26 protein-coding genes, 1 tRNA gene and 1 pseudogene are annotated in these 22,723 nt (G+C 68.8%); 16 read left to right on the top strand and 12 right to left on the bottom strand.

Annotated elements, in window-relative coordinates:
* Nucleotides 1-126 precede the first annotated feature (126 nt).
* Complete coding sequence (locus tag ACFY9N_RS15405; RefSeq protein ID WP_391479694.1) at nucleotides 127-729, top strand: RNA polymerase sigma factor; 603 nt, start codon at nucleotides 127-129, stop codon at nucleotides 727-729.
* Nucleotides 726-1,712 (top strand): hypothetical protein, encoded by a 987-nt coding sequence (locus tag ACFY9N_RS15400; RefSeq protein WP_391479675.1) that lies wholly within the window; start codon nucleotides 726-728, stop codon nucleotides 1,710-1,712. The genes ACFY9N_RS15405 and ACFY9N_RS15400 overlap by 4 nt, the downstream gene beginning before the upstream one ends.
* 146 nt (nucleotides 1,713-1,858) lie before the next feature.
* Here ACFY9N_RS15400 and ACFY9N_RS15395 read toward each other — a convergent pair whose 3' ends face one another.
* The 5 genes from ACFY9N_RS15395 to ACFY9N_RS15375 all read right to left on the bottom strand — a co-directional run bounded on the left by ACFY9N_RS15395 (nucleotide 1,859) and on the right by ACFY9N_RS15375 (nucleotide 6,084).
* Complete coding sequence (locus ACFY9N_RS15395) at nucleotides 1,859-2,632, bottom strand: hypothetical protein (RefSeq protein WP_391479674.1); 774 nt, start codon at nucleotides 2,630-2,632, stop codon at nucleotides 1,859-1,861.
* Nucleotides 2,622-3,278: a hypothetical protein gene (locus tag ACFY9N_RS15390; protein ID WP_391479673.1), complete on the bottom strand. Its 657-nt coding sequence runs from the start codon at nucleotides 3,276-3,278 to the stop codon at nucleotides 2,622-2,624. The genes ACFY9N_RS15395 and ACFY9N_RS15390 overlap by 11 nt, the downstream gene beginning before the upstream one ends.
* 80 nt (nucleotides 3,279-3,358) lie before the next feature.
* Nucleotides 3,359-4,348: an aldo/keto reductase gene (locus ACFY9N_RS15385; protein WP_391479672.1), complete on the bottom strand. Its 990-nt coding sequence runs from the start codon at nucleotides 4,346-4,348 to the stop codon at nucleotides 3,359-3,361.
* Nucleotides 4,349-4,427: 79 nt separating this feature from the next.
* A complete protein-coding gene (locus tag ACFY9N_RS15380; protein ID WP_391479671.1) occupies nucleotides 4,428-5,225 on the bottom strand; it encodes a siderophore-interacting protein in 798 nt (265 codons plus the stop codon).
* Between the two features lie 67 nt (nucleotides 5,226-5,292).
* Complete coding sequence (locus ACFY9N_RS15375) at nucleotides 5,293-6,084, bottom strand: SDR family NAD(P)-dependent oxidoreductase (RefSeq protein ID WP_391479670.1); 792 nt, start codon at nucleotides 6,082-6,084, stop codon at nucleotides 5,293-5,295.
* A gap of 85 nt (nucleotides 6,085-6,169) precedes the next feature.
* Between ACFY9N_RS15375 and ACFY9N_RS15370 the strand changes: the two genes are divergently transcribed.
* The 3 genes and pseudogenes from ACFY9N_RS15370 to ACFY9N_RS15360 all read left to right on the top strand — a co-directional run.
* Entirely contained in the window at nucleotides 6,170-6,652 is a 483-nt protein-coding gene (locus tag ACFY9N_RS15370) for a MarR family winged helix-turn-helix transcriptional regulator (RefSeq protein ID WP_391479669.1), read from the top strand.
* An 89-nt stretch (nucleotides 6,653-6,741) separates the two neighbouring features.
* On the top strand, nucleotides 6,742-6,864 hold the full coding sequence (locus ACFY9N_RS15365; RefSeq protein ID WP_391479668.1) for a hypothetical protein: 123 nt from the start codon (nucleotides 6,742-6,744) through the stop codon (nucleotides 6,862-6,864).
* Between the two features lie 12 nt (nucleotides 6,865-6,876).
* A pseudogene (locus ACFY9N_RS15360) lies at nucleotides 6,877-7,134 on the top strand (cupin domain-containing protein); the annotation flags it as partial.
* A 440-nt stretch (nucleotides 7,135-7,574) separates the two neighbouring features.
* Here ACFY9N_RS15360 and ACFY9N_RS15355 read toward each other — a convergent pair.
* Nucleotides 7,575-7,657: transfer RNA gene (locus ACFY9N_RS15355), tRNA-Leu, on the bottom strand.
* Between the two features lie 178 nt (nucleotides 7,658-7,835).
* Between ACFY9N_RS15355 and ACFY9N_RS15350 the strand changes: the two genes are divergently transcribed.
* The 7 genes from ACFY9N_RS15350 to pknB are packed head-to-tail and all read left to right on the top strand — an operon-like array spanning nucleotide 7,836 to nucleotide 16,746.
* A complete protein-coding gene (locus ACFY9N_RS15350) occupies nucleotides 7,836-8,552 on the top strand; it encodes an FhaA domain-containing protein (protein ID WP_391479667.1) in 717 nt (238 codons plus the stop codon).
* Complete coding sequence (locus tag ACFY9N_RS15345) at nucleotides 8,545-9,084, top strand: FHA domain-containing protein (protein ID WP_391479666.1); 540 nt, start codon at nucleotides 8,545-8,547, stop codon at nucleotides 9,082-9,084. Before ACFY9N_RS15350 ends, ACFY9N_RS15345 begins: the two co-directional genes overlap by 8 nt.
* A 7-nt stretch (nucleotides 9,085-9,091) precedes the next feature.
* Nucleotides 9,092-10,399: a PP2C family protein-serine/threonine phosphatase gene (locus tag ACFY9N_RS15340; protein ID WP_391479665.1), complete on the top strand. Its 1,308-nt coding sequence runs from the start codon at nucleotides 9,092-9,094 to the stop codon at nucleotides 10,397-10,399.
* Nucleotides 10,396-11,781 (top strand): FtsW/RodA/SpoVE family cell cycle protein, encoded by a 1,386-nt coding sequence (locus tag ACFY9N_RS15335; protein WP_391479664.1) that lies wholly within the window; start codon nucleotides 10,396-10,398, stop codon nucleotides 11,779-11,781. Before ACFY9N_RS15340 ends, ACFY9N_RS15335 begins: the two co-directional genes overlap by 4 nt.
* Nucleotides 11,778-13,232, top strand: a complete 1,455-nt coding sequence (locus ACFY9N_RS15330; RefSeq protein ID WP_391479663.1) for a penicillin-binding transpeptidase domain-containing protein — start codon at nucleotides 11,778-11,780, stop codon at nucleotides 13,230-13,232. Before ACFY9N_RS15335 ends, ACFY9N_RS15330 begins: the two co-directional genes overlap by 4 nt.
* The gene (locus ACFY9N_RS15325; RefSeq protein ID WP_391479662.1) at nucleotides 13,229-14,998 is read left to right on the top strand and encodes a serine/threonine-protein kinase; all 1,770 of its coding nucleotides are present in this window, start codon (nucleotides 13,229-13,231) and stop codon (nucleotides 14,996-14,998) included. Before ACFY9N_RS15330 ends, ACFY9N_RS15325 begins: the two co-directional genes overlap by 4 nt.
* A gap of 53 nt (nucleotides 14,999-15,051) precedes the next feature.
* On the top strand, nucleotides 15,052-16,746 hold the full coding sequence (gene pknB / locus ACFY9N_RS15320) for a Stk1 family PASTA domain-containing Ser/Thr kinase (RefSeq protein WP_391479661.1): 1,695 nt from the start codon (nucleotides 15,052-15,054) through the stop codon (nucleotides 16,744-16,746).
* A 58-nt stretch (nucleotides 16,747-16,804) separates the two neighbouring features.
* On the opposite strand, the gene ACFY9N_RS15315 is transcribed toward pknB, so the two are convergent.
* Genes ACFY9N_RS15315 through ACFY9N_RS15305 form a run of 3 tightly spaced genes read right to left on the bottom strand, consistent with a single transcriptional unit; the run spans nucleotide 16,805 to nucleotide 18,396 of the window.
* The gene (locus ACFY9N_RS15315; protein ID WP_391479660.1) at nucleotides 16,805-17,434 is read right to left on the bottom strand and encodes an anthranilate synthase component II; all 630 of its coding nucleotides are present in this window, start codon (nucleotides 17,432-17,434) and stop codon (nucleotides 16,805-16,807) included.
* Nucleotides 17,431-17,586, bottom strand: coding sequence for a hypothetical protein (locus ACFY9N_RS15310; protein WP_391479659.1), 156 nt, complete (start codon nucleotides 17,584-17,586; stop codon nucleotides 17,431-17,433). The genes ACFY9N_RS15315 and ACFY9N_RS15310 overlap by 4 nt, the downstream gene beginning before the upstream one ends.
* Nucleotides 17,587-17,601: 15 nt before the next feature.
* Nucleotides 17,602-18,396 (bottom strand): class E sortase, encoded by a 795-nt coding sequence (locus ACFY9N_RS15305; RefSeq protein WP_391479658.1) that lies wholly within the window; start codon nucleotides 18,394-18,396, stop codon nucleotides 17,602-17,604.
* Between the two features lie 102 nt (nucleotides 18,397-18,498).
* Between ACFY9N_RS15305 and ACFY9N_RS15300 the strand changes: the two genes are divergently transcribed.
* Nucleotides 18,499-18,738, top strand: a complete 240-nt coding sequence (locus tag ACFY9N_RS15300) for a cell division protein CrgA (protein WP_391479657.1) — start codon at nucleotides 18,499-18,501, stop codon at nucleotides 18,736-18,738.
* Between the two features lie 211 nt (nucleotides 18,739-18,949).
* On the opposite strand, the gene ACFY9N_RS15295 is transcribed toward ACFY9N_RS15300, so the two are convergent.
* The gene (locus ACFY9N_RS15295) at nucleotides 18,950-19,849 is read right to left on the bottom strand and encodes a rhomboid family intramembrane serine protease (RefSeq protein WP_391479656.1); all 900 of its coding nucleotides are present in this window, start codon (nucleotides 19,847-19,849) and stop codon (nucleotides 18,950-18,952) included.
* A gap of 21 nt (nucleotides 19,850-19,870) precedes the next feature.
* Nucleotides 19,871-20,428 (bottom strand): peptidylprolyl isomerase, encoded by a 558-nt coding sequence (locus ACFY9N_RS15290; protein ID WP_247633396.1) that lies wholly within the window; start codon nucleotides 20,426-20,428, stop codon nucleotides 19,871-19,873.
* A gap of 146 nt (nucleotides 20,429-20,574) precedes the next feature.
* Between ACFY9N_RS15290 and ACFY9N_RS15285 the strand changes: the two genes are divergently transcribed.
* Both ACFY9N_RS15285 and ACFY9N_RS15280 read left to right on the top strand, forming a co-directional pair.
* Complete coding sequence (locus ACFY9N_RS15285) at nucleotides 20,575-21,099, top strand: DNA helicase (protein ID WP_391479655.1); 525 nt, start codon at nucleotides 20,575-20,577, stop codon at nucleotides 21,097-21,099.
* 65 nt (nucleotides 21,100-21,164) lie between these two features.
* On the top strand, nucleotides 21,165-21,593 hold the full coding sequence (locus ACFY9N_RS15280; RefSeq protein WP_391479693.1) for an aminoacyl-tRNA deacylase: 429 nt from the start codon (nucleotides 21,165-21,167) through the stop codon (nucleotides 21,591-21,593).
* A 39-nt stretch (nucleotides 21,594-21,632) separates the two neighbouring features.
* On the opposite strand, the gene ACFY9N_RS15275 is transcribed toward ACFY9N_RS15280, so the two are convergent.
* The gene (locus ACFY9N_RS15275) at nucleotides 21,633-22,055 is read right to left on the bottom strand and encodes an NUDIX hydrolase (RefSeq protein WP_391479654.1); all 423 of its coding nucleotides are present in this window, start codon (nucleotides 22,053-22,055) and stop codon (nucleotides 21,633-21,635) included.
* Nucleotides 22,056-22,149: 94 nt separating this feature from the next.
* Between ACFY9N_RS15275 and ACFY9N_RS15270 the strand changes: the two genes are divergently transcribed.
* Entirely contained in the window at nucleotides 22,150-22,638 is a 489-nt protein-coding gene (locus tag ACFY9N_RS15270; protein ID WP_391479653.1) for a hypothetical protein, read from the top strand.
* The last annotated feature ends 85 nt before the right edge of the window (nucleotides 22,639-22,723 follow it).

Below are 22,723 nucleotides of genomic sequence, written 5' to 3'. Positions count from 1 at the left end.
GCGCACCCGATCGATACTGAAGGTCGGGGGGCCGGCTCGTGCGCCCCGGCGGGGGCTGACGCGGGGCGCACGAGTGCTCTCTCCCGGTACCGTGAGGGAGCAGGGAAGAGACGGAGCGGGGTGGCGATGCGTCTGCGGTCGGACCCTCGCGCGCGCCTGCGCGTCGTGCTCGCCGAGGTCGACGGGCGCATCGCTCGCGAGCGTGCTCACGCCGCCCACTCCGGTACACCGGCACCGCGCAGCAAGGCCGTCGCCTTCCGGATCCTGTTCGACGAGCACCTGCCCCGGGTGCGTCGGCATCTCGCGTGCTACCTCGACGACCGGAGCGAGGTCGAGGAGATCGCGGCCGAGGTCTTCGTCGTCGCGTGGAGGAAGCTCCGGCCCGAGAACCCGATGGGCATCGCCTGGCTGCTCCGCACGGCCGACAACAAGCTGCGCGACGCCGCCCGACGCGATCGATCGAAGCGGCGCGCGCTCGACGCGCTCACGCGTGGCCTGGAGGAGACCTCCGATGCCCTGCATCCGCTCGAAGCCCTCGCGCTGCGCGAGGCGATCGTCACCCTGAGCGCACGCGAACGCCAGGTCGTCGTGCTCACGTATTGGGACGAACTCAGCGCCGGGGAGGTCGCGCAGGTGCTCCGGTGCAGCGCTGCCTCGGTCTGGACGACGCTGACCCGCGCACGCGCCAAACTACGACGTCAGCTCGAGACGAAGGAGGCGGATGCATGACCCTCACCGATGACCGGCTCGACGAGCTCTTCGCGCTCGCGCACCCCTCGCCCGCCCGCGACACCGCCCTGCGCGCTCAGGACATCGCCCTGCGCGAGCGGATCATCCGCGGCGACGTCACTCCGCGGCGAGCGCCGCACCGGCGCGGCATCTGGGCTGCGGGTCTGACGACGGCGGTCGCGAGCTGCGCGATCATCGCACTGATCGCCGTGAACGTGCTCGCCCCCGACCGGAGCGCGGTCGCCCTCACTCCGCCGCCCCTCGTCTACACGATGGCCGAGCCGCTCGACGTGGTCATCGCCGACGCACACGCAGCGCTCTCGGACGGCGACGGACCCGTACAGGCTCCGCACGTGGAGTTCGTGACCTGGGGGTGGAGCATCGACATGTCGGAGAAGAACATCGAGGTGATCCCCCAGGACGTCACGATCGACTGGACGCCCGGCGAGGGCGGCGTCACGACGATCCTCGCCGGCGAGCCGTACTGGGAGGACGGTGAACGGCCCGAAGGACTCGGCGAGAGCCCCTACGAGCCCGGCGAGTTGATCGATCGGGTCACGATGACGCCCGAGCAGTTCAACATCCCGCCCGCGACGGCGGCCCTCGACGGGTCGAGTCGCGAGGAGCTGGAGTCTGCGCTGGCCCCGTACCTGAGCGGCGATGCGGCACCAACGTCGGGAGAGCTCGCGACGGCCATCGTCTCGCTGATGTTCCAGTGGACGCTCACCGACGAGCAGCACGCGACGCTGCTCGACATGCTCGTCGATGCGGGCGGGGTGACCGTGCTCGGCCGCACGACCGATCGGCTCGGGCGCGACGTGGTGGGTCTCGAGGTCGCCGAGCCGCTCAACTCGCACTACCGGCTCACGGTTCTCGTCTCGCGCGAGACCGGACGCATCGTCGGCACGGAGGACGAACTCACCGAAGCCCTCGACTTCATCCCCGCGGGCGTGACCGGCTACACGCTCTGGGACGTGCGGTAGCGCGAGGAGCCGCGGGGTGCCCTGGTGACACCATGAGCGACTGACCCCCTGGGTGCCTGAGCCCGTCGACGAATCCTGCCCCACACACTGGGTCCCTGAGCCCGTCGAAGGGCCCACCCCGAGGTGCCCCGAGATACCCCGCCCGCCTACCGGTCGGCGAAGACATCGATGCGATCACCGCGCATGATCAGCTCGAGACCCGTGCCATCACCGAAGCGGTCGCGCAGCGCCTGGGGCTGAGCGGAGGTGACCTCGATCCTGATCACCGGCGGGAACGATCCCGCATCGCACCCCCAGGCCGCGATCTGGAACCCGCCGGAGTCTCCGAGAAGCTCCGCCGTGTCGATCGCGACGATGCACATCGCATCGGACTCGTCGAACGACAGCCACTCCACTCCGCGGGCGATCGTCAGCCCTTCGAACTCCTCGAACAGCGCCGCGTCCTGACCCTTCTCGCCGAAGGACTCCGGCCACGAGGCATCCGGGTCGACCGCGATCTCGGCCACCAGCCGCGCCTCGACCGACCGCACGGAGAGCGCGACGGTCGCCGCCCCGAGCGCGGCCAGCGCGATGCACGCCGCACCGAGCCACAGCCAGGGTGCCGACGGCCGCGGCGTGAAGAGGGCGCGCGGACGAGACGGCGACGGATGTTCGGCGGCCACGTCTTCGCGCGAATCCGCGTCGGTCGGGTCCTCGCGAACGCTGGCCTCGCGAACCGGCACCGCTGCCGGTTCAACTCCCGCCTGCACCACGCTCGCCGAAAAAACACTCGCCGAAACATCGCTCGCCGACCCAACACTCGCCGGAGCAACCTGCGCTTCCAACGCTCTCAACCGGGCGAGGGCCTGCGGGTCGCCGTCGATGTCGGCGTCACGTCCGTACGCGCGCGCACGCAGCGCGCGAAGTTCCTCATCGCTCATGCGTCGCCCCGCCCCCGAAGACGACGACCGAATCGGTGCGAGCCCGGGCGGCGCGCAGCGCGACAGCCCCCAGAGCACCGGTGGCGGTGATGCGGGTCAGCTCGGCGACGCTCACGACGAGGATGATCGCATTCATGTCGGTGACCGCGCCCGACAGCATGAAGTACCCCATGAGTCCCGCGAGCACGACGGCGGCGAGAGCGATCGCCGGCACCGCACGCCACGGCGACGCGAGCGTGCTGCGCAGGAGTCCGGCCACGGCGACCCCGCCGAGGGCGAGCTTCACCAGAGCATCCGCGAACGCGGGAACCGCGCTGGCGTCACCGAAGAGGAGCGACAGCAATGGCGGACCCGCAATGATCCACGTGGCGAGCATCACCAGGGCGATCGGCACAGCCGGTCTCGCCCGCACGGCCCACGGGTGCACCCGCACCGCCACCGCGGCGCAGACGAGTCCCGCGGCGAAGGCACCGGTCGCGAGAACGTTCAGCGCCGACAGGGTTGCGCCGTCGATACCGGCCGGCATGGAGCGGAGCAGACCCGCCGCGGTAGCCAGGAGCAACAGGATTCCGGATGCCGTCCACCACGGCTCCCAGCGATCGGGGGCGCGATGCACGGCGATGTGCGAGGCATCCGACTCCGTCATCGGGCATCACCGTCCTTGGTCCGTCGCTCTCCGTGAGGGCGTCGTTCGAGCGTATCGTTCGGCGGCTCTCGGACCCGCCGTCAGAACCCTTCGGCCTGGCGGGGCGTGTAGGCGCTTTCGAGTGCGTCGATCTCGGCGGGTTCGAGGCGGATGCCGACGGCCGCCACCGCGTCGTCGATGTGGGCGGCACGGGTGGCGCCGACGATCGGCGCGGTGACCGCCGACTGCTGGGCGACCCAGGCGAGGGCGATCTGCGCGCGGGAGACGCCCCGATCGGATGCCACGCGGGCGACGGCCTCGACGATCGCCCGGTTGGAATCCTCCTCGCGGTGGTAGAGCGTCGCGCCGAAGGCATCCTTCCCGGTGCGGTTCGTCGTCTCGTCCCAGTCTCGGGTGAGTCGGCCGCGCGCGAGCGGCGACCACGGCAGCACCCCGACACCGGAGTCGAGGCAGAACGGATGCATCTCCCGCTCCTCCTCGCGCTGCAGCAGGTTGTACTGGTCCTGCATCGACACGAACGGGGTCCATCCGTTCTGCACGGCGACGTGCTGCGCCTTCGCGAACTGCCACGCCCACATCGACGAGGCGCCGATGTACCGCGCCTTGCCGGAGCGCACGATGTCGTGCAGCGCCTCCATCGTCTCCTCGATCGTCACCTCGGGGTCCCACCGGTGGATCTGGTACAGGTCGACGTAGTCCGTGCCGAGGCGGCGCAGGCTCGCGTCGATTCCCGAGAGGATGTGCCCGCGGCTGAGGCCGGCCTGATTCGCGCCGGGCCCCATGCGTCCGTGCACCTTGGTCGCGAGCACGATCTCGTCGCGGCGGGCGAAGTCCGAGAGCGCACGGCCGACGAACTCCTCGCTCGTGCCGTCGGAGTAGACGTCGGCGGTGTCGAACGTCGTGATCCCCGCTTCGAGCGCCTGTCGGATGAGCGGACGGCTCGCCTCCTCATCGAGCGACCACCCGTGCGCGCCGCGATCCGGGGCGCCGAAGCTCATGCATCCGAGGACGACGGGCGAGATGCGCAGTCCCGATCGTCCGAGTCGCACGTGGTCAGCGGGCTCGATCATGAGGTCTCTTCCTTCTCGTGGGGGGCGCTTCTCGTGGGGGTTGGCTTGTCGTGAGGGTCGGACGGATGCCGGGCGGGCGCTATTCGATCTGCCCGATCGGCTCGCGCTTCTCCGCCTGGAACTGGTCCTCGGCGCGGCCGCGCGCCCAGTACGCCGAGATCGAGAGCGATTCGCGGGGCACCTCGCGCTGCTTCAGCAGGGCGCGCACCTCCTTGATCGTGCCGCGCTCCCCGTGCGCGAACACACCGGGGTGCCCCTCGGCCCAGGGCAGGTCGGCGAGAGCGGCGAGCAGTTCGTCGTCGGTCTCGGTCCACCGCACGCTCACCCCCGCCGGCGCTGCGGGCAGCACCCGGTCCGACGGGTCGGTGACGGTCAGGAGCACGTGGCCGACGGCATCCGCCGGCATCTCCTCGAGCGCCGACGAGATCGCCGGAAGGGCCGTGTGGTCGCCGACGAGCAGGTGCCAGGGCGTCGACGGCTCAGGCCGGTATCCGCCCCCGGCACCGCTGACGACGAGCGTGTCTCCCGGCTGCGCCCGACGCGCCCAGGGACCCGCGACGCCCTCGTCGCCGTGCACCACGAAGTCGATCACGAGCTTCTGCGCCTCGGGGTCGGCCGAGCGGATCGTGTACGTGCGGCGGGTCGGTAGCTTCTCGGGGCTCTCCTCGCGCAGCTGCGCCAGGTCGTAGGGCGGCACGAGTCCGTGGCGCGGATCGGCGAAGAGGATCTTCACGTACTTGTCGGTGTAGACGTTGTCGGTGAACTCCGTGTACCCGTCGCCACCGGCCGTGATCCGGATGAGGTCGGGGCTGACCTGTTCGACCTCCTGCACGGTGAGGACGGCTTGTGCGGGGGGCTTACGCGGCTGATCGGTCATCACATCTCCCGGAGGTTCGAACGTTCCCTCCAGTCTGCCCGGGATGCGAGGGGTGAGGGGCCGGTGGTTACAGGATTCCGGTGAGCACTCCCCCGTCGGCGCGCAGCGCCGCACCGTTGGTCGCCGAGGCGACGGGGCTCGCGAGGTAGGTGACGAGGCTCGCGATCTCGGTCGGATCGAGGAAGCGCTCGAGCAGCGTCGTGGCGTTCTGACCGATGATCGCCTGCTTCATGGCATCCGCCGGCAGCGACTGCGCCTCGGCTACGGCGGCGACCGTCGCCGCCACACCGTCGGAGTACGTGGGTCCGCCGAGCACCGTGTTGACGGTGACCTCGGTGCCGCGGGTGAGCTTGGCGAGACCGTTGTTCAGGGCGATCATCGCGGCCTTGGTCACGCCGTAGTGCACCATGTCGGCGGGAACGTTCACGCCGGACTCGCTGCTGATCGAGACGATGCGCCCCCATCCGCGCTCGAGCATGCCGCCGAGCACGTGCCGCGACAGGCGCACGGCGCTCATCACGTTCACGTCGAGGTAGCGCACCCACTCGTCATCGGTGACCGCGGCGAACTCGGCCAGACCGAACAGCCCGACGTTGTTGACGAGGATGTCGATGTCGCCGAGGTCGGCGAGGAGTCGTGCGACCTCGTCGGGCTTCGCGAAGTCGGCGACGAGCCCGGTCGGGTGGGATTCCGGATGCTCCGCCCGGAGCCGAGCCACGGCGCCGTCGAGGCGCCCCGCGTCGCGGCCGTTGAGCGTGACCTGCACGCCCTCCGCGGCGAGCGCCGATGCGATCGCATACCCGATTCCCTGCGTCGAGCCGCTGATGAATGCCTTCTTGCCTGCGAGTCGCAGATCCATGATCGATGCCCTTTCACTTGCCTGAGCAAGTCACGGTACAGCTTTTCACTTGCTTGAGCAAGTCATTTCCGACTATCCTTGTGCGATGCCGAAGACGAACGACGACGGACTCAGCACCGACGAGCTCGCGATCTGGGCCTCGCTCGCCACCCTGCTCGAGCGCCTGCCCACCGCCCTCGACGCACAGCTCCAGCGCGACAGCGGACTCACGCACTTCGAGCACGGCATCCTGTTCGCCCTGCACAGCGCACCCGAGCGCACCCTGCGCCTCAGCGTCCTCGCGGCCTACGCGAGCTGCACGCTGTCACGCCTGTCGCGCGCGGTCTCCCGCCTCGAGAGCAAGGGGTGGGTCCGCCGCGAGATCGACCCGACCGACGGACGCTTCACCCTCGGCATCCTCACCGACGCGGGCGCGCGAGTGGTCGCCGAATCGACCCCCGCCCATCAGGCCCTCATCCGGACCCTCGTCTTCGACGCCCTCACGGATGCCCAGGCGCGCCAGCTCGGCACGATCAGCCGCAAGGTCGCCGAGGGGATCGGGCCCGGGGGCGTGTGGAGTCCCACCTGAGCCGAGACTCAGCGCGGGCGGCGGGAAACGCACCATCGCTGGCAGTCGCTCCCCTGGCGGCAGACTCACGGCGAAGGCACCGTCGAAGGATGCAGAAGCACAACGTGTTCGACGAGGCCGCCACTCTCAGCGAGTTCTGGTCGCAGCGCGTCCTACAAGAGTCCAACGGCACCCTGCTCAAGGTCGCGAAGGGCATCGCCTCGACGCGGTGACACAGCCACGACGATCAGGACGAGACGTTCCTCGTGCTCAGCGGACGACTCATCGTGCAGCTCAGCGACGAGGACGTCGAGCTCGGCCCGGGCGACCTCTTCACCGTGCCGCAGGACGCCGAGCACTGCCCCGCCGCCCGCGCGGAGACGCGCTTCCTCATCCTCGGGCGGAGCGTGACGTCGAACGCCGCCGCTGGATCCGCTACTCGAAGACGCGCAGAAACTCGCCGAGCCGCTCTCCACGATCTGCGTCATCCACGGAGGTGCTGAGTTCGGCACTCACAGCTCCCGCCCCCATCCGGAGCGGGAGTGAGCCACATGCCATCGTGTTCTGGAAGTCGCCTCGGTAGGCGTAGAGGCAGATCGGGGCAGACGGGTCGGCGCCGGCAGCAATGAAGAACCGGGCTTCACCTCGGCTCTCCCCCAGGAACCGGATCGTGTCAGGGTCGACCATGTCGAGTTGATCGACAGTCATGCCTGCAGGGGGCACTGCTGGCTCGCCGCTGGACAATACGGCCTCGGATGCTGACGGCGCACACCCCGTCAGCACCGCAAGGAGCGCGCCACTAGCCACGAATGCGGACAGTCGACGGCGGTCATCCATCGTTTTAGGGTAGATGAACCACTCGTCAGCACCGGTATCGACGTCACACCCCGCGCACGCGAAAGGCCCGGTTCCACAACGGGAACCGGGCCTTCTCGACTCGCTGTGCGCGAGGGGGGACTCGAACCCCCACGCCCGCAAGGACACTGGCACCTGAAGCCAGCGCGTCTACCATTCCGCCACTCGCGCGAGTGTCTCGTTCCGAAGAACTCAACCTCGTAAGGCTATCACGCGTTCTCACCCCGCGAGAAACTCTCGCCGTCCCCTGAAAAACCCCGGAAATACGCGACTCCGACCCTGTCGCGAGGCGGATGTTCAGCACACCTGGCTACGATGTCCCTACCAGTTGGCATGCCAGAGGAGCCCAGTGGGACTACTTGACAGCTTTGAGAAGGGTCTCGAGCGCGCCGTGAACGGTGCGTTCGCGAAGACCTTCCGCAGCGGCATCCAGCCGGTGGAGATCGCTTCGGCGCTCCGGCGCGAAGCCGATACGAAGGCCGCGGTCGTCAGCCGCGATCGCATCATCGCGCCCAACAGTTACGTCGTGCGCCTCAGCGCCGACGACGCCGAGCGGATGCGTGGACTCGGCGGTGCGCTGACCGACGAACTGCACGCCCTCCTCACCAAGCACGCGAAGTCGCAGGGCTACAGCTTCGCCGGCCCGCTGTCGATCGCCCTCGAGCGCGACGAGAAGGTGTCGACGGGCACGGTGCGCGTCAGCTCGGGCACGGTCGAGGGCCGCGTCAGCTGGGAGGCCGTGGTCGACGTCGACGGCCGTCGCCACCGCATCACCAAGGCACGCACGGTCATCGGCCGGGGGACGGATGCCGACATCACGATCTCGGATGCCGGATCGAGCCGCAAGCATGCCGAGATCCTCTGGGACGGCGAGCGCGCCATGATGCGCGACCTCGGCTCCACCAACGGCACCAAGGTCAACGGGCAGAAGCTGCGCGAAGCGGCGCTCCCCTCCGACACCACGATCACGATCGGTCGCACCGATCTCGTCTTCCGCGTGGTGCCGCAGTCGGCACCGGCGCGTGTCAGCGACGCCACCCGTGCGTTCGGAGGCATCCATGAGTGAACTGGTCCTCCTGCTGCTGCGCATCGGCTTCCTGGTGCTGCTGTGGTTCTTCGTGTTCGGCGTGGTCTATTCGCTGCGCGCCGACCTCTTCGGCGTGAAGGTACGCAAGCTCCCGGCCGAGGCCGCAGCGGGCGCCCCGGCATCCGCTTCCTCCGGCGCACCGACCGCCGCCGTCGCGAAGCCCGCCTCGGCGAAGCCCGCGTCCGCCAAGCCCTCCACGGGACCTGCGACCGTCGCGACCGCCCAGCGTCTCGTCATCACCTCCGGACCGAAGGCGGGGCTCGAACTCCCCCTCGGCACCGACACCCTCACCATCGGCCGCTCGAGCGAATCGGCGCTCGTGATCCGCGACGACTACACCTCCAGCCACCACGCCCGCCTCATCCTCCGCGGTGATGCGTGGGCGGTGCAGGACCTCGACTCCACCAACGGCACCTTCGTCGCAGGTCAGCGCGTCGGCAACTCCCCCGTCTCGCTGTCGCTCGGAACCCCCATCAAGGTGGGCGCCACGACCTTCGAGCTGCGAGCCTGACGCCGGCATGGTCTTCGAGGGCTCGAGCGCCGCGATCTCCCATACGGGCAAGATCCGCTCCAACAACCAGGACTCCGGGTACTCCGGAGCCAACCTGTTCGTCGTCGCCGACGGCATGGGCGGTCACGCGGGCGGTGACGTCGCGTCGAGCCTCGCCATCCAGCGCCTCGAGCCCCTCGATCACGCCTACGCCTCGACCGACGACGCCCAGGCCTCGCTGCAGGCAGCCGCCACGACCGCCGCCGGCGACCTCATCCGCGCTGCGAAGGACCGCCCCGAACTCGCGGGCCTCGGCACGACCGTCAGCGCGATCATCATGGTCGACGAGTACGCGGTCATCGGCCACATCGGCGATTCGCGCATCTACCTCTACCGCGACGACGCCCTGACGCAGATCACCGCCGATCACACCTTCGTGCAGCGCCTCGTCGACTCGGGACGCATCACGCCCGAAGAGGCCCGCTACCACCCGCGCCGCTCCGTGCTCATGCGCGTGCTCAGCGACATGGACTCCGACCCCGAGCTCGACATGTTCGTCATGCCGACGCAGCCCGGCGATCGCTGGCTGCTCTGCTCGGACGGCCTCTCGGGGGTCGTCGACGAGAACCGCATCCTCAAGGCGATGCGCCTCGGCCTCGCACCGGGTCGCACGGCCGACAACCTGCTCAAGCAGGCCCTCGACGGCGGCGCCCCCGACAACGTCACGATCGTGCTGGTCGACGTCGGCGGACAGCATCCGCTCTCCTCCGGCACCCCCACGATCGTCGGCGCGGCCTCGAACCCCTCGGGCATCATCGTGCCGCCCGTGCGCGCCGCGCGCGGCAACTGGCTGCACCCGGTGCGCCAGGCGGCCAACGATCCGACCCACTTCGAGCCCGCCGCCGAGTACCTCGAGGAACTCATCGAGGAGGACCGCCGACGCGCGACCCGTCGCCGGGTCGGTTGGATCGCCGCGATGCTCCTCGTGCTGGCGATGCTCGGCTTCGCCGCCTTCGCCGCCTACAGCTGGACGCAGACCCGCTACTTCATCGGCGCCGACGACGACAGCGTGGTGATCTTCCAGGGCGTGCAGCAGAACATCGGCCCGATCACTCTGTCGACGCCCGTCGAAGACACCGACATCCTGCTCGCGAACCTGCCGGAGTACCAGCGCGCGTCGGTCGAGCGCACGATCACGGCCCGTTCGCTGTCGGATGCCATGGCCATCGTCGACCGCCTCCGGGCGGGTGCCGACGCGAACGCGCTGCCGACGCCGCTCCCGACGCCCACGCCCACTCCCTCCGAGACCCCGGGCGAAGACGGAGGTGACGGATGAGCACCGACGTCTCCGCCGACACCGCGGTCCTCAAGGCGCTCAAGCGCATCCGCACTCCGCAGAAGCAGCGCAACCGCGAGTTCTGGTTGCTCCTGTTCGCCGTGCTGATCTCCGGCGCCGCGCTCACTCTCGTGCAGCTCGGTGCCCTCGGAACGGTCGACCCGGTGATCCTCGCGATCGGCGGCGGACTCGCCGTGCTCGCCTTCGCCCTGCACATCGTGCTGCGGGTGGTGGCGTCGGATGCCGACCCCTTCGTGGTTCCCATCGCGACCCTGCTCACGGGGCTAGGCATCGCGATGATCTACCGCATCGACATCGCCAAGTCGCTGACCGGCTGGGATGCCTATTCCACCAAGCAGCTCGCGTGGACCGGTATCTCGCTCGCCGGTGCCATCGCCGCGGTGATCCTGCTCCGCAACTATCGCGTCCTATTCCGTTACACGTATATCTTCGGCTTCGCCGGAATTGTGTTCCTGCTGCTGCCGTTCGTGCCCGGTCTGCGCATCCCCGACGCGAACGCGGCCGTGTGGGTGTCGCTCGGCGGGGCGTTCGCCTTCCAGCCGGGTGAGATCGCGAAGATCTGCCTCGCGATCTTCTTCGCGGGCTACCTCGTGCGCACGCGCGAGAGCCTCACCTCGGTCGGGACGCGCTTCCTCGGCATGACCTGGCCGCGCATGCGCGAGCTCGGTCCGGTGCTCGTGGTGTGGCTGATCTCGCTCGGCATCATCGTGCTGCAGCGCGACCTCGGCACCGGAACCCTCATCTTCGGCATGTTCGTGGCGATGCTCTACGTCGCGACCGGCAAGACGAGCTGGGTCGTGATCGGCCTCGGCCTCGTCGCCGCGGGCGTCGCCCTCGCGACGCAGATCCTCAGCTACGTGCGCGGACGCTTCGTCAACTGGCTGTTCCTGTTCGATCCGAACCAGGTCGACCCCGAGAACGCCGGCTACCAGCCCATGCAGGGTCTCTTCGGCCTCGCGCACGGTGGCCTGTTGGGAACAGGATGGGGACAGGGCCGCCCGTGGGTCACTCCCCTGGCCCACAGCGACTACATCATCACGAGCCTCGGCGAGGAGCTCGGCCTCATCGGCCTGTTCGCGATCCTCTGCCTCTACATGGTGTTCGTGAGCCGCGGGGTGCGCATCGGGCTCGCAGGGCAGGACGACTTCGGCAAGCTGCTCGCGATCGGTTTCTCGTTCACGATCGCCCTGCAGGTGTTCATCATGGTCGGCGGCGTCACGCGCCTCATCCCGCTGACGGGTCTGACCACGCCGTTCCTCGCCGCGGGCGGATCGTCGCTCGTCGCGAACTGGCTCATCGTGGCGCTGCTGCTGCGGATCTCCGACGGCGTCCGCCGCCAACCGAGGGTGGTGATCGGATGACCAGAGAGCTACGCCGTCTGAGCGTCGTGATGCTCTTCATGTTCATCGCACTGTTCGCCGCCACGAGCTGGATCCAGGTCGTGGACGCCGATGCACTGGCCCAGAACGACAACAACCAGCGCACCCGACTCGACAGTTACGAGATCCAGCGCGGGTCGATCATCATCGATGGCGCGAACGTCGCGACCTCCGTGCCGTCCGACGACCGCTACCAGTTCCAGCGCTTGTATACCGATGCCGGCATGTGGGCTCCGGTCACCGGATACTTCAACGCCGCCCTCGATTCCCGCACCGGCATCGAGCAGGCGATGAACGCCGACCTCTCGGGAACCGGATCGAACGCGTTCTTCTCCGAGATCGAGCGCATCCTCTCGGGGCAGCCGCAGACCGGCTTCAGCGTCGAGCTCTCCCTCGACGCCGCGGCCCAGAAGGCCGCCTACGACGCGCTCGACGGGTTGGAGGGGGCGGTCGTCGCGATCGAACCCTCGACGGGACGCATCCTCGCGATGGTCTCGACGCCGTCGTTCGACACCAACCTGCTCGCCACGCACGATGCGGATGCCGCGAACGCGACGTACGACCAACTGGTGCAGGATCCGCTCAAGCCGCTCTCCAACCGGGCGATCGCGGGCGACCTCAATCCCCCGGGCTCGACGTTCAAGCTCGTCGTGGCGGCCGCCGCCTATGCGAGCGGAGACTTCACGCCCGATTCGACGCTCCCGAACCCCGCCGCGTACACGCTGCCCGGGTCGAGCAACCGCGTCTCGAACGCCTGGGGCGGCACCTGCGGCTCCGGCGAGACCGTGACGATCGCCGAGGCGATCCGCCTGAGCTGCAACATCCCGATGGCCGAGCTCGCGGTCGAACTCGGCGACGACGCGATCCGCGAGATGGCCGAGAAGTTCGGGTACAACCAGAGCTTCGAGACCCCTCTCGTGACGACGGCCTCGAGCTACCCGCGCGCGCTCGACGACGCCCAGACCGCTCTCACCGGTTTCGGGCAGGGCCAGGTCACCGCGACACCGCTGCAGATCGCCATGATCTCGGCCGGGATCGCGAACGACGGTCTGGTGATGAACCCGCACATGGTCGACCAGGTGATCGGCAACGACCTGTCGGTGGTGCGCTCGTACGACGACACCGAGTTCGGTCGTGCGCTCGAGCCCGACATCGCCGACGAGGTCACGGATGCGATGGTCGCGAGCGTCTCAACGGGCGCGGCGCAGGGTGCAAGAATAGACGGGATCGACGTGGCCGGTAAGACCGGCACCGCTGAGAACGGAAACAAGCCGCACACGTTGTGGTTCACCGGCTTCGCGCCGGCGGACGACCCCGCTGTGGCGGTGGCAGTCGTCGTCGAAGACGACGGAGGACAGGGTCAATCCGGATCCGGCGACACGATCGCCGCTCCGATTGCGAAGAAGGTCATAGAGGCGGTGCTGGGCAGATGAGACCGACGCAGGGTGTGTCGTTCGGTGGTCGTTACGAGCTGCAGTCGCGTATCGCGATCGGTGGCATGGGTGAGGTCTGGGAGGCGACGGATCACGTCATCGGACGTACCGTCGCGATCAAGATCCTCAAGGACGAGTACATGGGTGATCCCGGGTTCCTCGAGCGCTTCCGCGCCGAGGCCCGTCACGCTGCCCTCGTCAACCATGAGGGCATCGCGAGCGTGTTCGACTACGGCGAGGAGAACGGCAGCGCCTATCTCGTCATGGAGCTCGTGCCCGGCGAGGCGCTCTCGACCGTGCTCGAGCGCGACGGCGCGCTCAGCGCCGACAAGACGCTCGACATCGTCGCCCAGACGGCATCCGCTCTGCAGGCCGCGCACGCGGCCGGACTCGTGCACCGCGACATCAAGCCGGGCAACCTGCTGATCACGCCCGACGGCCGCGTCAAGATCACCGACTTCGGCATCGCGCGCATCGCCGACCAAGTGCCGCTCACCGCGACCGGTCAGGTCATGGGCACCGTCCAGTACCTCTCCCCCGAGCAGGCCTCGGGTCACCCGGCGTCGCCGGCGACCGACACGTACTCGCTCGGCATCGTCGCCTACGAATGCCTCGCCGGCAAGCGCCCGTTCACGGGCGAGTCGCAGGTGGCGATCGCGATGGCGCAGATCAACGAGCAGCCGCCGCCGCTGCCGCCGACGGTACCGATCCCCGTGCAGAACCTCGTCATGGCGATGATCGCGAAGAAGCCGGGCGACCGTCCGTCGTCGTCCGCGACCGTCGCGCGTGCCGCCCAGGCCCTGCGCCGGGGGGACCTGAATTCCGCGGCGATCGCCGTGCCCGCCATCGCGACCGGCGGCGTCGCCGACGACGCGACGCGCATCCTCACCGCGAGCGGCGACGACGGGGCGACCCGCGTGCTGCCGACCACGGCGCAGCTCCCGACCGGAGCCGGCGACGACAAGGATGCCGACGGCAAGAAGAAGAAGCGCAGCCCGTGGACGTGGCCCCTCGTCGCCCTGATCGCCCTGCTGGTGATCGTGCTCGGTGGAACCGTGTTCGCGCTCATGAACCAGGGCGGCGGGGATGCCGACCCGACGCCGAGTTCGTCGACCTCACGCACCCCCACACCGAAGCCCACTCAGACCGAGACCGAGACTCCCGCCCCAGAGCCGGTCGACATCGATGCCCTGCAGCTGCCGGGTATGTCGTGCGACGCAGCGCTGGCCGCCGCGCGGGACGCGGGCCTCGTGCCCAATTGCGTGACCGGGACGACCGTCGCGCCATCGGCCGACCTCGTCGGTGCCGTCGAACGCGTCGAGCCGCGCGGCTCGGTCGATGTCGGCAGCGACATCACGCTGTACCTCTACGCGAACCAGGCCGATGTCGGCGCACCGACCAACGCTCCGACCTTCTCGGGAACCTTCCTCGAAGGCGGCTCGGCGAACATCAGCTGGACGGCCTTCTCCTGCCCGAACGGCACCGGAACCCTCTCGTCCTACGAGGTGACGATCACGAACGCCTCCTTCGCGGGCCCCGGCCAGCCGGCCGTGACGACGAAGAGCTTCGGCCCCGGCGAGACGACCGCGGGGATCTCGATCAACACCGGTACGGCCGGACAGGTCGTGACCGGTACCTACAAGGCGTTCTGCGGCGATCGCGAGTCCGGCGTCTCGCCGCAGGGACAGTCCACCGCCATCCAGGGTGCGGTCGTCGCACCGGGTGACGGCGACGACAGCGGTGACGGCGGGGATACAGGCAACTGAGGGTAGCCTTTACCCACCACACTTCACGTCCAGTTGTCCCAGGGGGGTCATCCGTGTCCACAGAGCCACGCGTTCTCGCGGGTAGGTACCGCGTCGACGAGCTCATCGGGCACGGCGGCATGGCGAAGGTCTACCGTGGGTACGATCTGACCCTCGGACGCGAGGTCGCGATCAAGATCCTCGACCCCGAGCTGGCGCGTGACACCGCGTTCCGGACCCGGTTCCGGCTCGAGGCGCAGGCCGCTTCGCGCATGTCGCACCCCTCGATCGTCCGCGTGTTCGACGCGGGCGACTCCGCGGCGGATGCCTCCTCCGACGACCCGCCCTACATCGTGATGGAGCTCGTCAAGGGCACCCTGCTCAAAGACATCATCGCGGCCGGACCCGTGCCGCTCGACGACACTATCCGCTACGTCGACGGCATCCTCGAAGCCCTGAACTACTCGCACCGCGCCGGCGTCGTGCACCGCGACATCAAGCCGGGCAACGTCATGGTCACCACCGACGGCAAGGTGAAGGTGATGGACTTCGGCATCGCCCGCGCCGTCTCGGACTCCTCGTCGACGGTCGCCGAGACCACGCAGATCATCGGCACGGCCGCGTACTTCTCGCCCGAGCAGGCCAAGGGCGAGCCGGTCGATGCTCGCGCCGACCTCTACTCCACGGGTGTCGTGCTGTACGAGCTGCTCACCGGACGTCAGCCGTTCCGCGGCGAGTCGCCCGTCGCCGTCGCCTACCAGCACGTCAGCGAGACCCCCGTCCCGCCGACCGAGTTGAACGAGGAGTCCCCGGGCGCGCTCGATCCGATCGTGCTGCGGGCCCTCGCCAAGGACCCCTACCAGCGGTACCCGGATGCCGCGCACTTCCGCTCCGCGCTCGATGCAGCGGTGGCGGGCGAAGCGCCCACCCGCAAGCAGCTGGGTGCGCTCACGAGCGAGCTCTACGGCGCCAACCCGCGCCAGGCCCAGGAGACGGCCCGTTCGCTGCGCCAGCTCAGCACCGACACGACAATGGCGCGGACGCAGTCCGGCCCGCCCGTCGCGTGGATCTGGGCCGGTGTGGCGCTGCTCGCCGTGCTCATCGCCTCGGTGCTCTTCTGGGTGGTCACGATGCGTCCGCCCGAGGTGCCGCAGACCGCGCGCGTGGTGCCCGATCTCGTCGACGTCGCATCCGATCGCGCGCAGTCCGACCTCGCCGAGCTCGACCTCGAGGCGAAGCTGGTGCTCGAGACGAGTTCCGACATCGCCGAGGGCAACGTCACCCGCACCGACCCGCAGGCCGGTGTCGCGGTCGAGAAGGGTGACCTGGTCACCATCTACGTCTCGACGGGTCAGGAGACGGTCACCGTTCCGGCGATCGAGGGCATGGCACTCGATGCCGCCCGTCAGGCGCTGACGGATGCCGGACTCGAACTCGGCACGGTCATCCAGAGAAACGATCCCGCGATCGCCGGCGACACGGTCATCGAGTCGAGCCAGCCCGCCGACGCCGAGGTCGCGCCCGGAACCGTGGTCAACCTCGTCGTCGCGAGCGGCAAGGTCACGCTCCGCAACCTCAGCGGCTTCACGATCGACGCCGCGAAGGCCGAGCTCGAAGGCCTCGGACTCGTCGCGAGCCCGATCGACCAGGGCGAGTGCACGGCCGGGGTCGCGCCGAACACGGTGATCTCGATGTCGGCGGCTCCCGGCGACGTGCCGGTCGGCTCGACGATCGAGCTGCGCTTCTGCTCGACCGCCCCCGCCGGCTGAGCCGGTCCCCGAGCGAGCTCCCGCCCCGGTCCCGGAGCGAGCGCAGCGAGACGAAGGGCTACGCCAGCGGGTCGAGGCCCGCGGATCGCGCAACGGCATCCGTATCGCCGGCGAGGGCGAGCCAGTTGGCCAGCAGGCGGTAGCCGCTCTCGGTGAGCACGCTCTCGGGGTGGAACTGCACCCCGACGATCGGAAACTCGCGGTGCGCGATGCCCATCACCGTGCCCGACGCGGTCTGCGCGGTGACCTGCAGCGCCTCGGGCAGGTCGGATGCCGCGACCCCGAGCGAGTGGTACCGGCCGACGTCGAGGGGGGAGCGGATGCCGTCGAACAGCGCCGAGCCGTCGTGCGTCACCGCCGACACCATGCCGTGCATGAGCTCGGGCGCGGCAGTCACCGGGGCGCCGAAGGCCTCGGCGATCGCCTGATGCCCGAGGCACACACCGAGCAACGGCATCCGTCGTTCCGCCGCGAGCCGTACCGCGTCGATAGAGACGCCGGCATCAGCCGGAGTGCCTGGCCCGGGGGAGAGGAGAAGGGCATCGAAGTCGGGAAGGAGCGCGTCGAGCTCGGCGGCGTCGACGGCATCCGCCTCGATCATCGCGGTCTCGGCGCCGAGCTCGTGGAGGTAGCCGACCAGGGTGTGCACGAAGCTGTCGTGGTTGTCGACCACGAGCACCCGGGTCATTCGAGGTCGACCTCGCCCGGGTTGATGATGGGGCTGATCCACGGGAAGACGTACCAGAACAGGCCGTAGAGGATCGCTCCGACGACGACGAGCACAATGAGCAGGCGGATCCACCAGGGGCCGGGCAGCAGGCGCCAGATTGCGGCGTACATGGTTCTCCTCGTGCCTCAGATGGACGGTGCAGCCGGGGGCGGCGGCGGATCGGTCAGCGCCGGGGGCGGGCCCTCGGCGCGGGGCTGGAAGCTCTCGAACACCCCGTACGCGACGATGCGCTCGGCGAGCGAGTACAGGGGAGAGCACGCGGTGAGCGTGATGTACCGCTCACCCGTCTCGACCTCGGGCATCTGCGGCACATCGGCGAGCACGTCGGTCTGCGTCGGCTTGACGTATTCGAGCGTGCGGAACCGGTAGGTGAACCACCCGTCCTTCGTCTCGACGACGATCGCGTCGCCGATCTGCAGCTTGTCGAGCTGATTGAACGGCTTTCCCCAGGTCGTGCGGTGCCCGGCCATGGCGAAGTTGCCGACCTCGCCGGGCATCTTCGAGTTGGTGTAGACACCGATGCCGAGGTTGTCGAGCGTGCGGGCGCGCGTTGTGCCGCCGTAGATGCCCTTGACGTAATCGGAGCCGAAGCGGGGGATGTGCATCACGCCCAGCTCCTCCGTCTCCGCCGGATGCGCGGGGACGACGGGCTCGTAGTACGTCGTGCCGTCGTCGGCTTCGACGAGAGGGGGTGCCTCGGGAGCCGGACCCTGCGCGTAGGCGGCGACGGTCGCGGCGCCCTCCTCGTTCTTCTGCGCGTTGATGATGATGTCGCCGATCCACATCTGCCAGGCGACGAACAGCAGAACGAGCACGCCGGCGGTGAGCAGGAGCTCACCGAGGACGCTCGCGAACGTGGCACGCGAACGTCGACGGGACCGTCGCGCGCGTCGCCCCCCAGGCACGACGGATGCAGTCATGGCGCGATCCTATCCCGTCGTGCTGTGGGTGCGCTCCCGAACGCCCGGTGCGCACCGGCATCCGCACTCGGGATCGCCATTCGATTTCGGTACAATGCTGACATGGCCCGAGACCGAAACAACGAAGAGCCCACCGTCGAGCGCGCCGAAGGCGACGCCGCTCCCAACGCCGTGTGGTTCAAGCCGGTGATGATCGGCTTCATGCTGCTCGGCCTCGCGTGGATCCTCGTGTTCTACATCTCGGGACAGCAGTTCCCGATCCCGGGTCTCGGCAACTGGAACCTCGGCATCGGACTGGGCATCGCGCTGATCGGTTTCCTCATGACCACCCGCTGGCGCTGACCTCAGCCCCCACGATCTCCGAAGGCCCCCCGCTCCGGCGGGGGGCCTTCGTCGTTCTCGGAAGCAGTATCGCCAGGACTCGATATCCCCAGGAACTCACAAGCCGCCCACAGAGTTATCCACAGGACTATCCACACCTGGGGAGAATTACACGGCTGTTATTCACAGGTGTTAACAGAGTTGTTAACAACCCCTCATCAGGCCGGAAGGATCAGGCCAGGATGATCAGCGGCGGCACGACGAACACCGCCACGAGCAGCGCGACGGTCACCGCGGAGAGCGCGAGGATCTGCCAGATGCGCTGCTCGCGACGCTTCGTCTTGACGAGGATGTACGCGATGAGCGCGCCCACGACGAGTCCGCCGAGGTGCGCCTGCCAGGAGATGCGTCCGCCGCCGAAGAGCAGACCGTAGACGAAGTTGATCCCGAGGATCACCAGGAGGCCCGTGACGTTGGCGCCGATGTGGCGACCGATGATCAGCAGGGCGGCCATCATGCCGAAGATGGCACCGGATGCTCCGACCGTGGGCTGGCTCGGATCGAGGATCGCGACCATCACGGATCCGCCGAGACCACTGATCAGGTAGAGCGCGAGGAACCGCGCCCGACCGAGCATGGGCTCGAGGCTCTGACCGATCATGAACAGCGCGAGCATGTTCAGGGCGAGATGCACGAAGCCGCCGTGGGCGAAGACCGCGGTGAGCAGACGCCACGGTTCGAAGGGGAGCCCCGACAGATCGGGGAAGAGGTACGCCGCGGCGAACACCATCTGCTGCGTGATCGCGTTGCCGATACCGGGGATGAGCTGTAGGAGCCCGATGAGCGAGGTCACGGCGATCAGCGCGTACGTGACCACCGGGCGACCGCTGCGGGTGATCGCCATGGCCGGCCCGCGGCCGCCGCCCCAGCGACGCTCGGCGCGCTTCTGGGCGGGGGTGCGATTCTTGCGCTCGGCCTTCATGCACTCGGGGCAGATCACCCCGACGGCGGCGGGCGTCTGGCACTCGCCGCAGATCGTGCGCAGGCAGCGCTGGCAGAGCACGAAGCTCTGCCGATCCGGATGCCGGTAACAGAAGTTGTCGCGATTGCTCGCGAACTCAGGCGTCGTCATCCGGATCGGCGATCGCTGGCGTCAGGCCGCGACGATGTCGATCGACTGCAGAACGACGGGCTCGATCGGACGGTCGCCGGCGGCGGTCGGAACCGAGCCGATCTTGTCGACGACGGCCTTGGAGGCGTCATCGGCGACTTCGCCGAAGATGGTGTGCTTGCCCTTGAGCCACGGCGTCGGGTCGGTCGTGATGAAGAACTGCGAACCGTTCGTGCCCTCGACCTCGCCCGTGATCGCGTTGCGGCGCAGGCCGGCGTTCGCCATCGCGAGGATGTACGGCTGGTCGAAGTTGAGCTCGGCGTTGATCTCGTCGTTGAAGTTGTATCCGGGACCGCCGACGCCCTGACCGAGCGGGTCGCCGCCCTGGATCATGAAGTTCGGGATGATGCGGTGGAAGATGACGTCCTTGTAGAGGGGACCCTCGCCCGGCTTGCCGGTCGCGGGGTGCGTCCACTCCTGGGTGCCGTCGGCGAGGCCGACGAAGTTCTTGACCGTCTTCGGGGCCTGGTCGCCGAAGAGGTTGATGACGATGTCACCGTGGTTGGTGTGCAGGGTTGCGACATGGGAAGCGTGAGGCATACGTCCATTCTCGCAGAGCTTCCCGTGTGCGAGCCGGGTTCTCCTGCACATCTCGGGATAAGTCAAGGGGTGGGCGATTCCCTCCCCCTATACAGACTTGTCTGGCAGGATGGGGAACCCGTACTCCACATCGACAGGAGAGCATCGTGAGCCTCAGCCGCAAGCGGAAGAAGCAACTGCGTCGTCTTCAGAAGGACGCGAACCAGCTCTGGGAGGCGCAGCAGGAGCTCGTCGGGCACGCTGCCGGTGTCGCCCGCGAAGCCGGTCGCCAGCTCGGAAACTTCAACCGCGAGCAGGTCGCTCCGGTGGTGCAGGACACCTACAACCGTCGCGTCGCCCCCGTGGTCGATCGCGGTGTGCAGATCGGCAAGCACGTCGTTGACGACAAGGTCGTCCCGATCGTCGGTGGCGTCGTTGGCACGGCACTGAGCGCCTGGGACGTCGCGAACAACAAGCGCCACGGCATCGTCGCCCCGGTCTCGAAGAAGATCAAGAAGGCGCAGAAGCAGCACAAGAAGTCCCAGGAGAAGAGCTCGGGCCTCGGCTCGATCGTCGCGTTGATCCTCGGTGCGGCTGCGGCCGCCGCGGTGCTCTACGCCGCGTGGACCGCTCTGCGCGCCGACGACGAGCTCTGGGTCGCCGACGACCCGCTCTCCGCTCCCGACGCGTGAGCGCCGAATCCTCCACCGACCCGCACGCGCGGGTCACCGACGCCGCCGCCGCTCGCGGACTCGACATCGAGATCCGCGAGCGGCCGGAGGCGCGGAGCCTCTTCGAGGCAGCCGAGCTCTTGGGGCTCGACCCGTCCGGCATCGTGAAGACCCTCGTGGTCAAGCGCGCCGATGACACCTATCTGTTCGCGCTGATCCCGGGCGGACGCTCGATCTCGTGGCCGAAGTTGCGCGCTGTCGTCGGCGTCAACAAGCTGCGTCTCCCCGAAGCCGATCTGGCCCTCGCCGCCACCGGCTATGAGCGGGGGACCATCGTCCCGATCGGCAGCACCACCGATTGGCCCGTCTTCGCCGATGAGTCGATCGTCGGCCAGCGCATCGCCATGGGCGCGGGAGCGCACGGGTACAGCCTGTTCGTCGAAGCCGACGACCTCATCGCGGCCTACGGCGCGACCGTCGCCGACATCTCGGTTTCCGAGGAACCGCGGGCCTGAGCATCTGCTCTTCTGCGGAGCATCCGTTCCGTTTCGGGCTCAGAAGATCCCGGCCATGCGCAGCGAGATGTCGACCAGCTTCACCCGCTGCAGCTCCGCCACCGCTGAGCGCGTGAACCACGCCGCCATGTCGGTCGACCCGTCGGTCTCGTACCGCAGTTTGCCGCCGGTCACGGTCGCCCGGTAGACGATGCGCAGGGTGTGCAGAGGCTGATCGGCCTTGTGCACGCGCTGACTCGCCGGGATGACACGGGAGTGAATGCCGAGCAGCTCGCCGACCTTCACCGTGTACCCGGTCTCCTCGCGGAGTTCGCGTCGCACGGCGTCTTCGGGCGACTCCCCGGCCTCGAGGCCTCCGCCCGGCATGGTCCAGGCCACACGACGGCCCTCGATCCAGCGCGCGAGAAGCAGGCGATCGTCCTGATCCGTGACGACCGCGTACGCCGCCACGCGCAGGTCCATGCTCCCCACACTAACCGGCTCTCACCGGGTGATCTTCGCGTGTGACGCACCGATATGCCTGGACGCGTCGCATCGGTCGGAGGATCATGGCCGCATGGCGTTCGAAGTCGTCGACGGTCCGCGTATCGAGGCGCGAGCGGAGAGACCGAGTCTCGGCATCCGCATCGTGACCCCGTTCCGCGGCATGCTGGCGGTGCGCGATGCACTCATCACCGAGTTGTCATCGTGGCTCGACGACCACCACGTCGCCGCCGGCGGTCCGTTCTTCCTGCGGCTCCACCGCGTCGACATGGCCGGCGACATGGAGATCGAGGTGGGCCTGCTCGACACGATCGCGCCGGGTGACGAGCGCGTGCGCGCGGGCTCGTCTCCGGCGGGTGAGTACGCCGTGCTCGCGTACCGCGGCAGTTCGATGCAGGCCAATCGGATGCTGTTGACCTGGGCGCCCGCGCAGAGTCGGGAGTTCGCCGCCGAGCCGCAGTCGGGGGAGTGGGACGGTCGATTCGAGATCCTGCGCACCGACCCCCGCGTCGAGCGGCGAAAGACGGCGTGGACGACCGAACTCGCCTTCCTGCTGCGATGACCCGCGCATCGATCACGAATCGAGAAGCCGCGGGGGCACCGGCATCCTTACGCTGATCCCATCACCGAAATCCCCGAGAGGAGCC

Source organism: Microbacterium sp. NPDC008134 (assembly GCF_042957055.1).
Classification (GTDB): Bacteria; Actinomycetota; Actinomycetes; order Actinomycetales; family Microbacteriaceae; genus Microbacterium.
This window is presented reverse-complemented; position numbering and strand designations above follow the sequence as displayed.

What these genes read in the sequence shown, in the direction of transcription:
- ACFY9N_RS15405 (WP_391479694.1), top strand. Translation starts at nt 127, where the DNA reads ATGCGTCTGCGGTCGGACCCTCGCGCGCGCCTGCGCGTCGTGCTCGCC.
- ACFY9N_RS15325 (WP_391479662.1), top strand. Translation starts at nt 13,229, where the DNA reads ATGAGACCGACGCAGGGTGTGTCGTTCGGTGGTCGTTACGAGCTGCAG.
- ACFY9N_RS15305 (WP_391479658.1), bottom strand. Translation starts at nt 18,396, where the DNA reads ATGACTGCATCCGTCGTGCCTGGGGGGCGACGCGCGCGACGGTCCCGT.
- ACFY9N_RS15380 (WP_391479671.1), bottom strand. Translation starts at nt 5,225, where the DNA reads ATGACCGATCAGCCGCGTAAGCCCCCCGCACAAGCCGTCCTCACCGTG.
- ACFY9N_RS15400 (WP_391479675.1), top strand. Translation starts at nt 726, where the DNA reads ATGACCCTCACCGATGACCGGCTCGACGAGCTCTTCGCGCTCGCGCAC.
- ACFY9N_RS15270 (WP_391479653.1), top strand. Translation starts at nt 22,150, where the DNA reads ATGGCGTTCGAAGTCGTCGACGGTCCGCGTATCGAGGCGCGAGCGGAG.
- ACFY9N_RS15370 (WP_391479669.1), top strand. Translation starts at nt 6,170, where the DNA reads ATGCCGAAGACGAACGACGACGGACTCAGCACCGACGAGCTCGCGATC.
- ACFY9N_RS15340 (WP_391479665.1), top strand. Translation starts at nt 9,092, where the DNA reads ATGGTCTTCGAGGGCTCGAGCGCCGCGATCTCCCATACGGGCAAGATC.
- ACFY9N_RS15330 (WP_391479663.1), top strand. Translation starts at nt 11,778, where the DNA reads ATGACCAGAGAGCTACGCCGTCTGAGCGTCGTGATGCTCTTCATGTTC.
- ACFY9N_RS15335 (WP_391479664.1), top strand. Translation starts at nt 10,396, where the DNA reads ATGAGCACCGACGTCTCCGCCGACACCGCGGTCCTCAAGGCGCTCAAG.
- ACFY9N_RS15375 (WP_391479670.1), bottom strand. Translation starts at nt 6,084, where the DNA reads ATGGATCTGCGACTCGCAGGCAAGAAGGCATTCATCAGCGGCTCGACG.
- ACFY9N_RS15310 (WP_391479659.1), bottom strand. Translation starts at nt 17,586, where the DNA reads ATGTACGCCGCAATCTGGCGCCTGCTGCCCGGCCCCTGGTGGATCCGC.
- ACFY9N_RS15290 (WP_247633396.1), bottom strand. Translation starts at nt 20,428, where the DNA reads ATGCCTCACGCTTCCCATGTCGCAACCCTGCACACCAACCACGGTGAC.
- ACFY9N_RS15395 (WP_391479674.1), bottom strand. Translation starts at nt 2,632, where the DNA reads ATGAGCGATGAGGAACTTCGCGCGCTGCGTGCGCGCGCGTACGGACGT.
- ACFY9N_RS15385 (WP_391479672.1), bottom strand. Translation starts at nt 4,348, where the DNA reads ATGATCGAGCCCGCTGACCACGTGCGACTCGGACGATCGGGACTGCGC.
- ACFY9N_RS15315 (WP_391479660.1), bottom strand. Translation starts at nt 17,434, where the DNA reads ATGACCCGGGTGCTCGTGGTCGACAACCACGACAGCTTCGTGCACACC.
- ACFY9N_RS15345 (WP_391479666.1), top strand. Translation starts at nt 8,545, where the DNA reads ATGAGTGAACTGGTCCTCCTGCTGCTGCGCATCGGCTTCCTGGTGCTG.
- ACFY9N_RS15300 (WP_391479657.1), top strand. Translation starts at nt 18,499, where the DNA reads ATGGCCCGAGACCGAAACAACGAAGAGCCCACCGTCGAGCGCGCCGAA.
- ACFY9N_RS15390 (WP_391479673.1), bottom strand. Translation starts at nt 3,278, where the DNA reads ATGACGGAGTCGGATGCCTCGCACATCGCCGTGCATCGCGCCCCCGAT.
- ACFY9N_RS15275 (WP_391479654.1), bottom strand. Translation starts at nt 22,055, where the DNA reads ATGGACCTGCGCGTGGCGGCGTACGCGGTCGTCACGGATCAGGACGAT.
- ACFY9N_RS15295 (WP_391479656.1), bottom strand. Translation starts at nt 19,849, where the DNA reads ATGACGACGCCTGAGTTCGCGAGCAATCGCGACAACTTCTGTTACCGG.
- ACFY9N_RS15365 (WP_391479668.1), top strand. Translation starts at nt 6,742, where the DNA reads ATGCAGAAGCACAACGTGTTCGACGAGGCCGCCACTCTCAGCGAGTTC.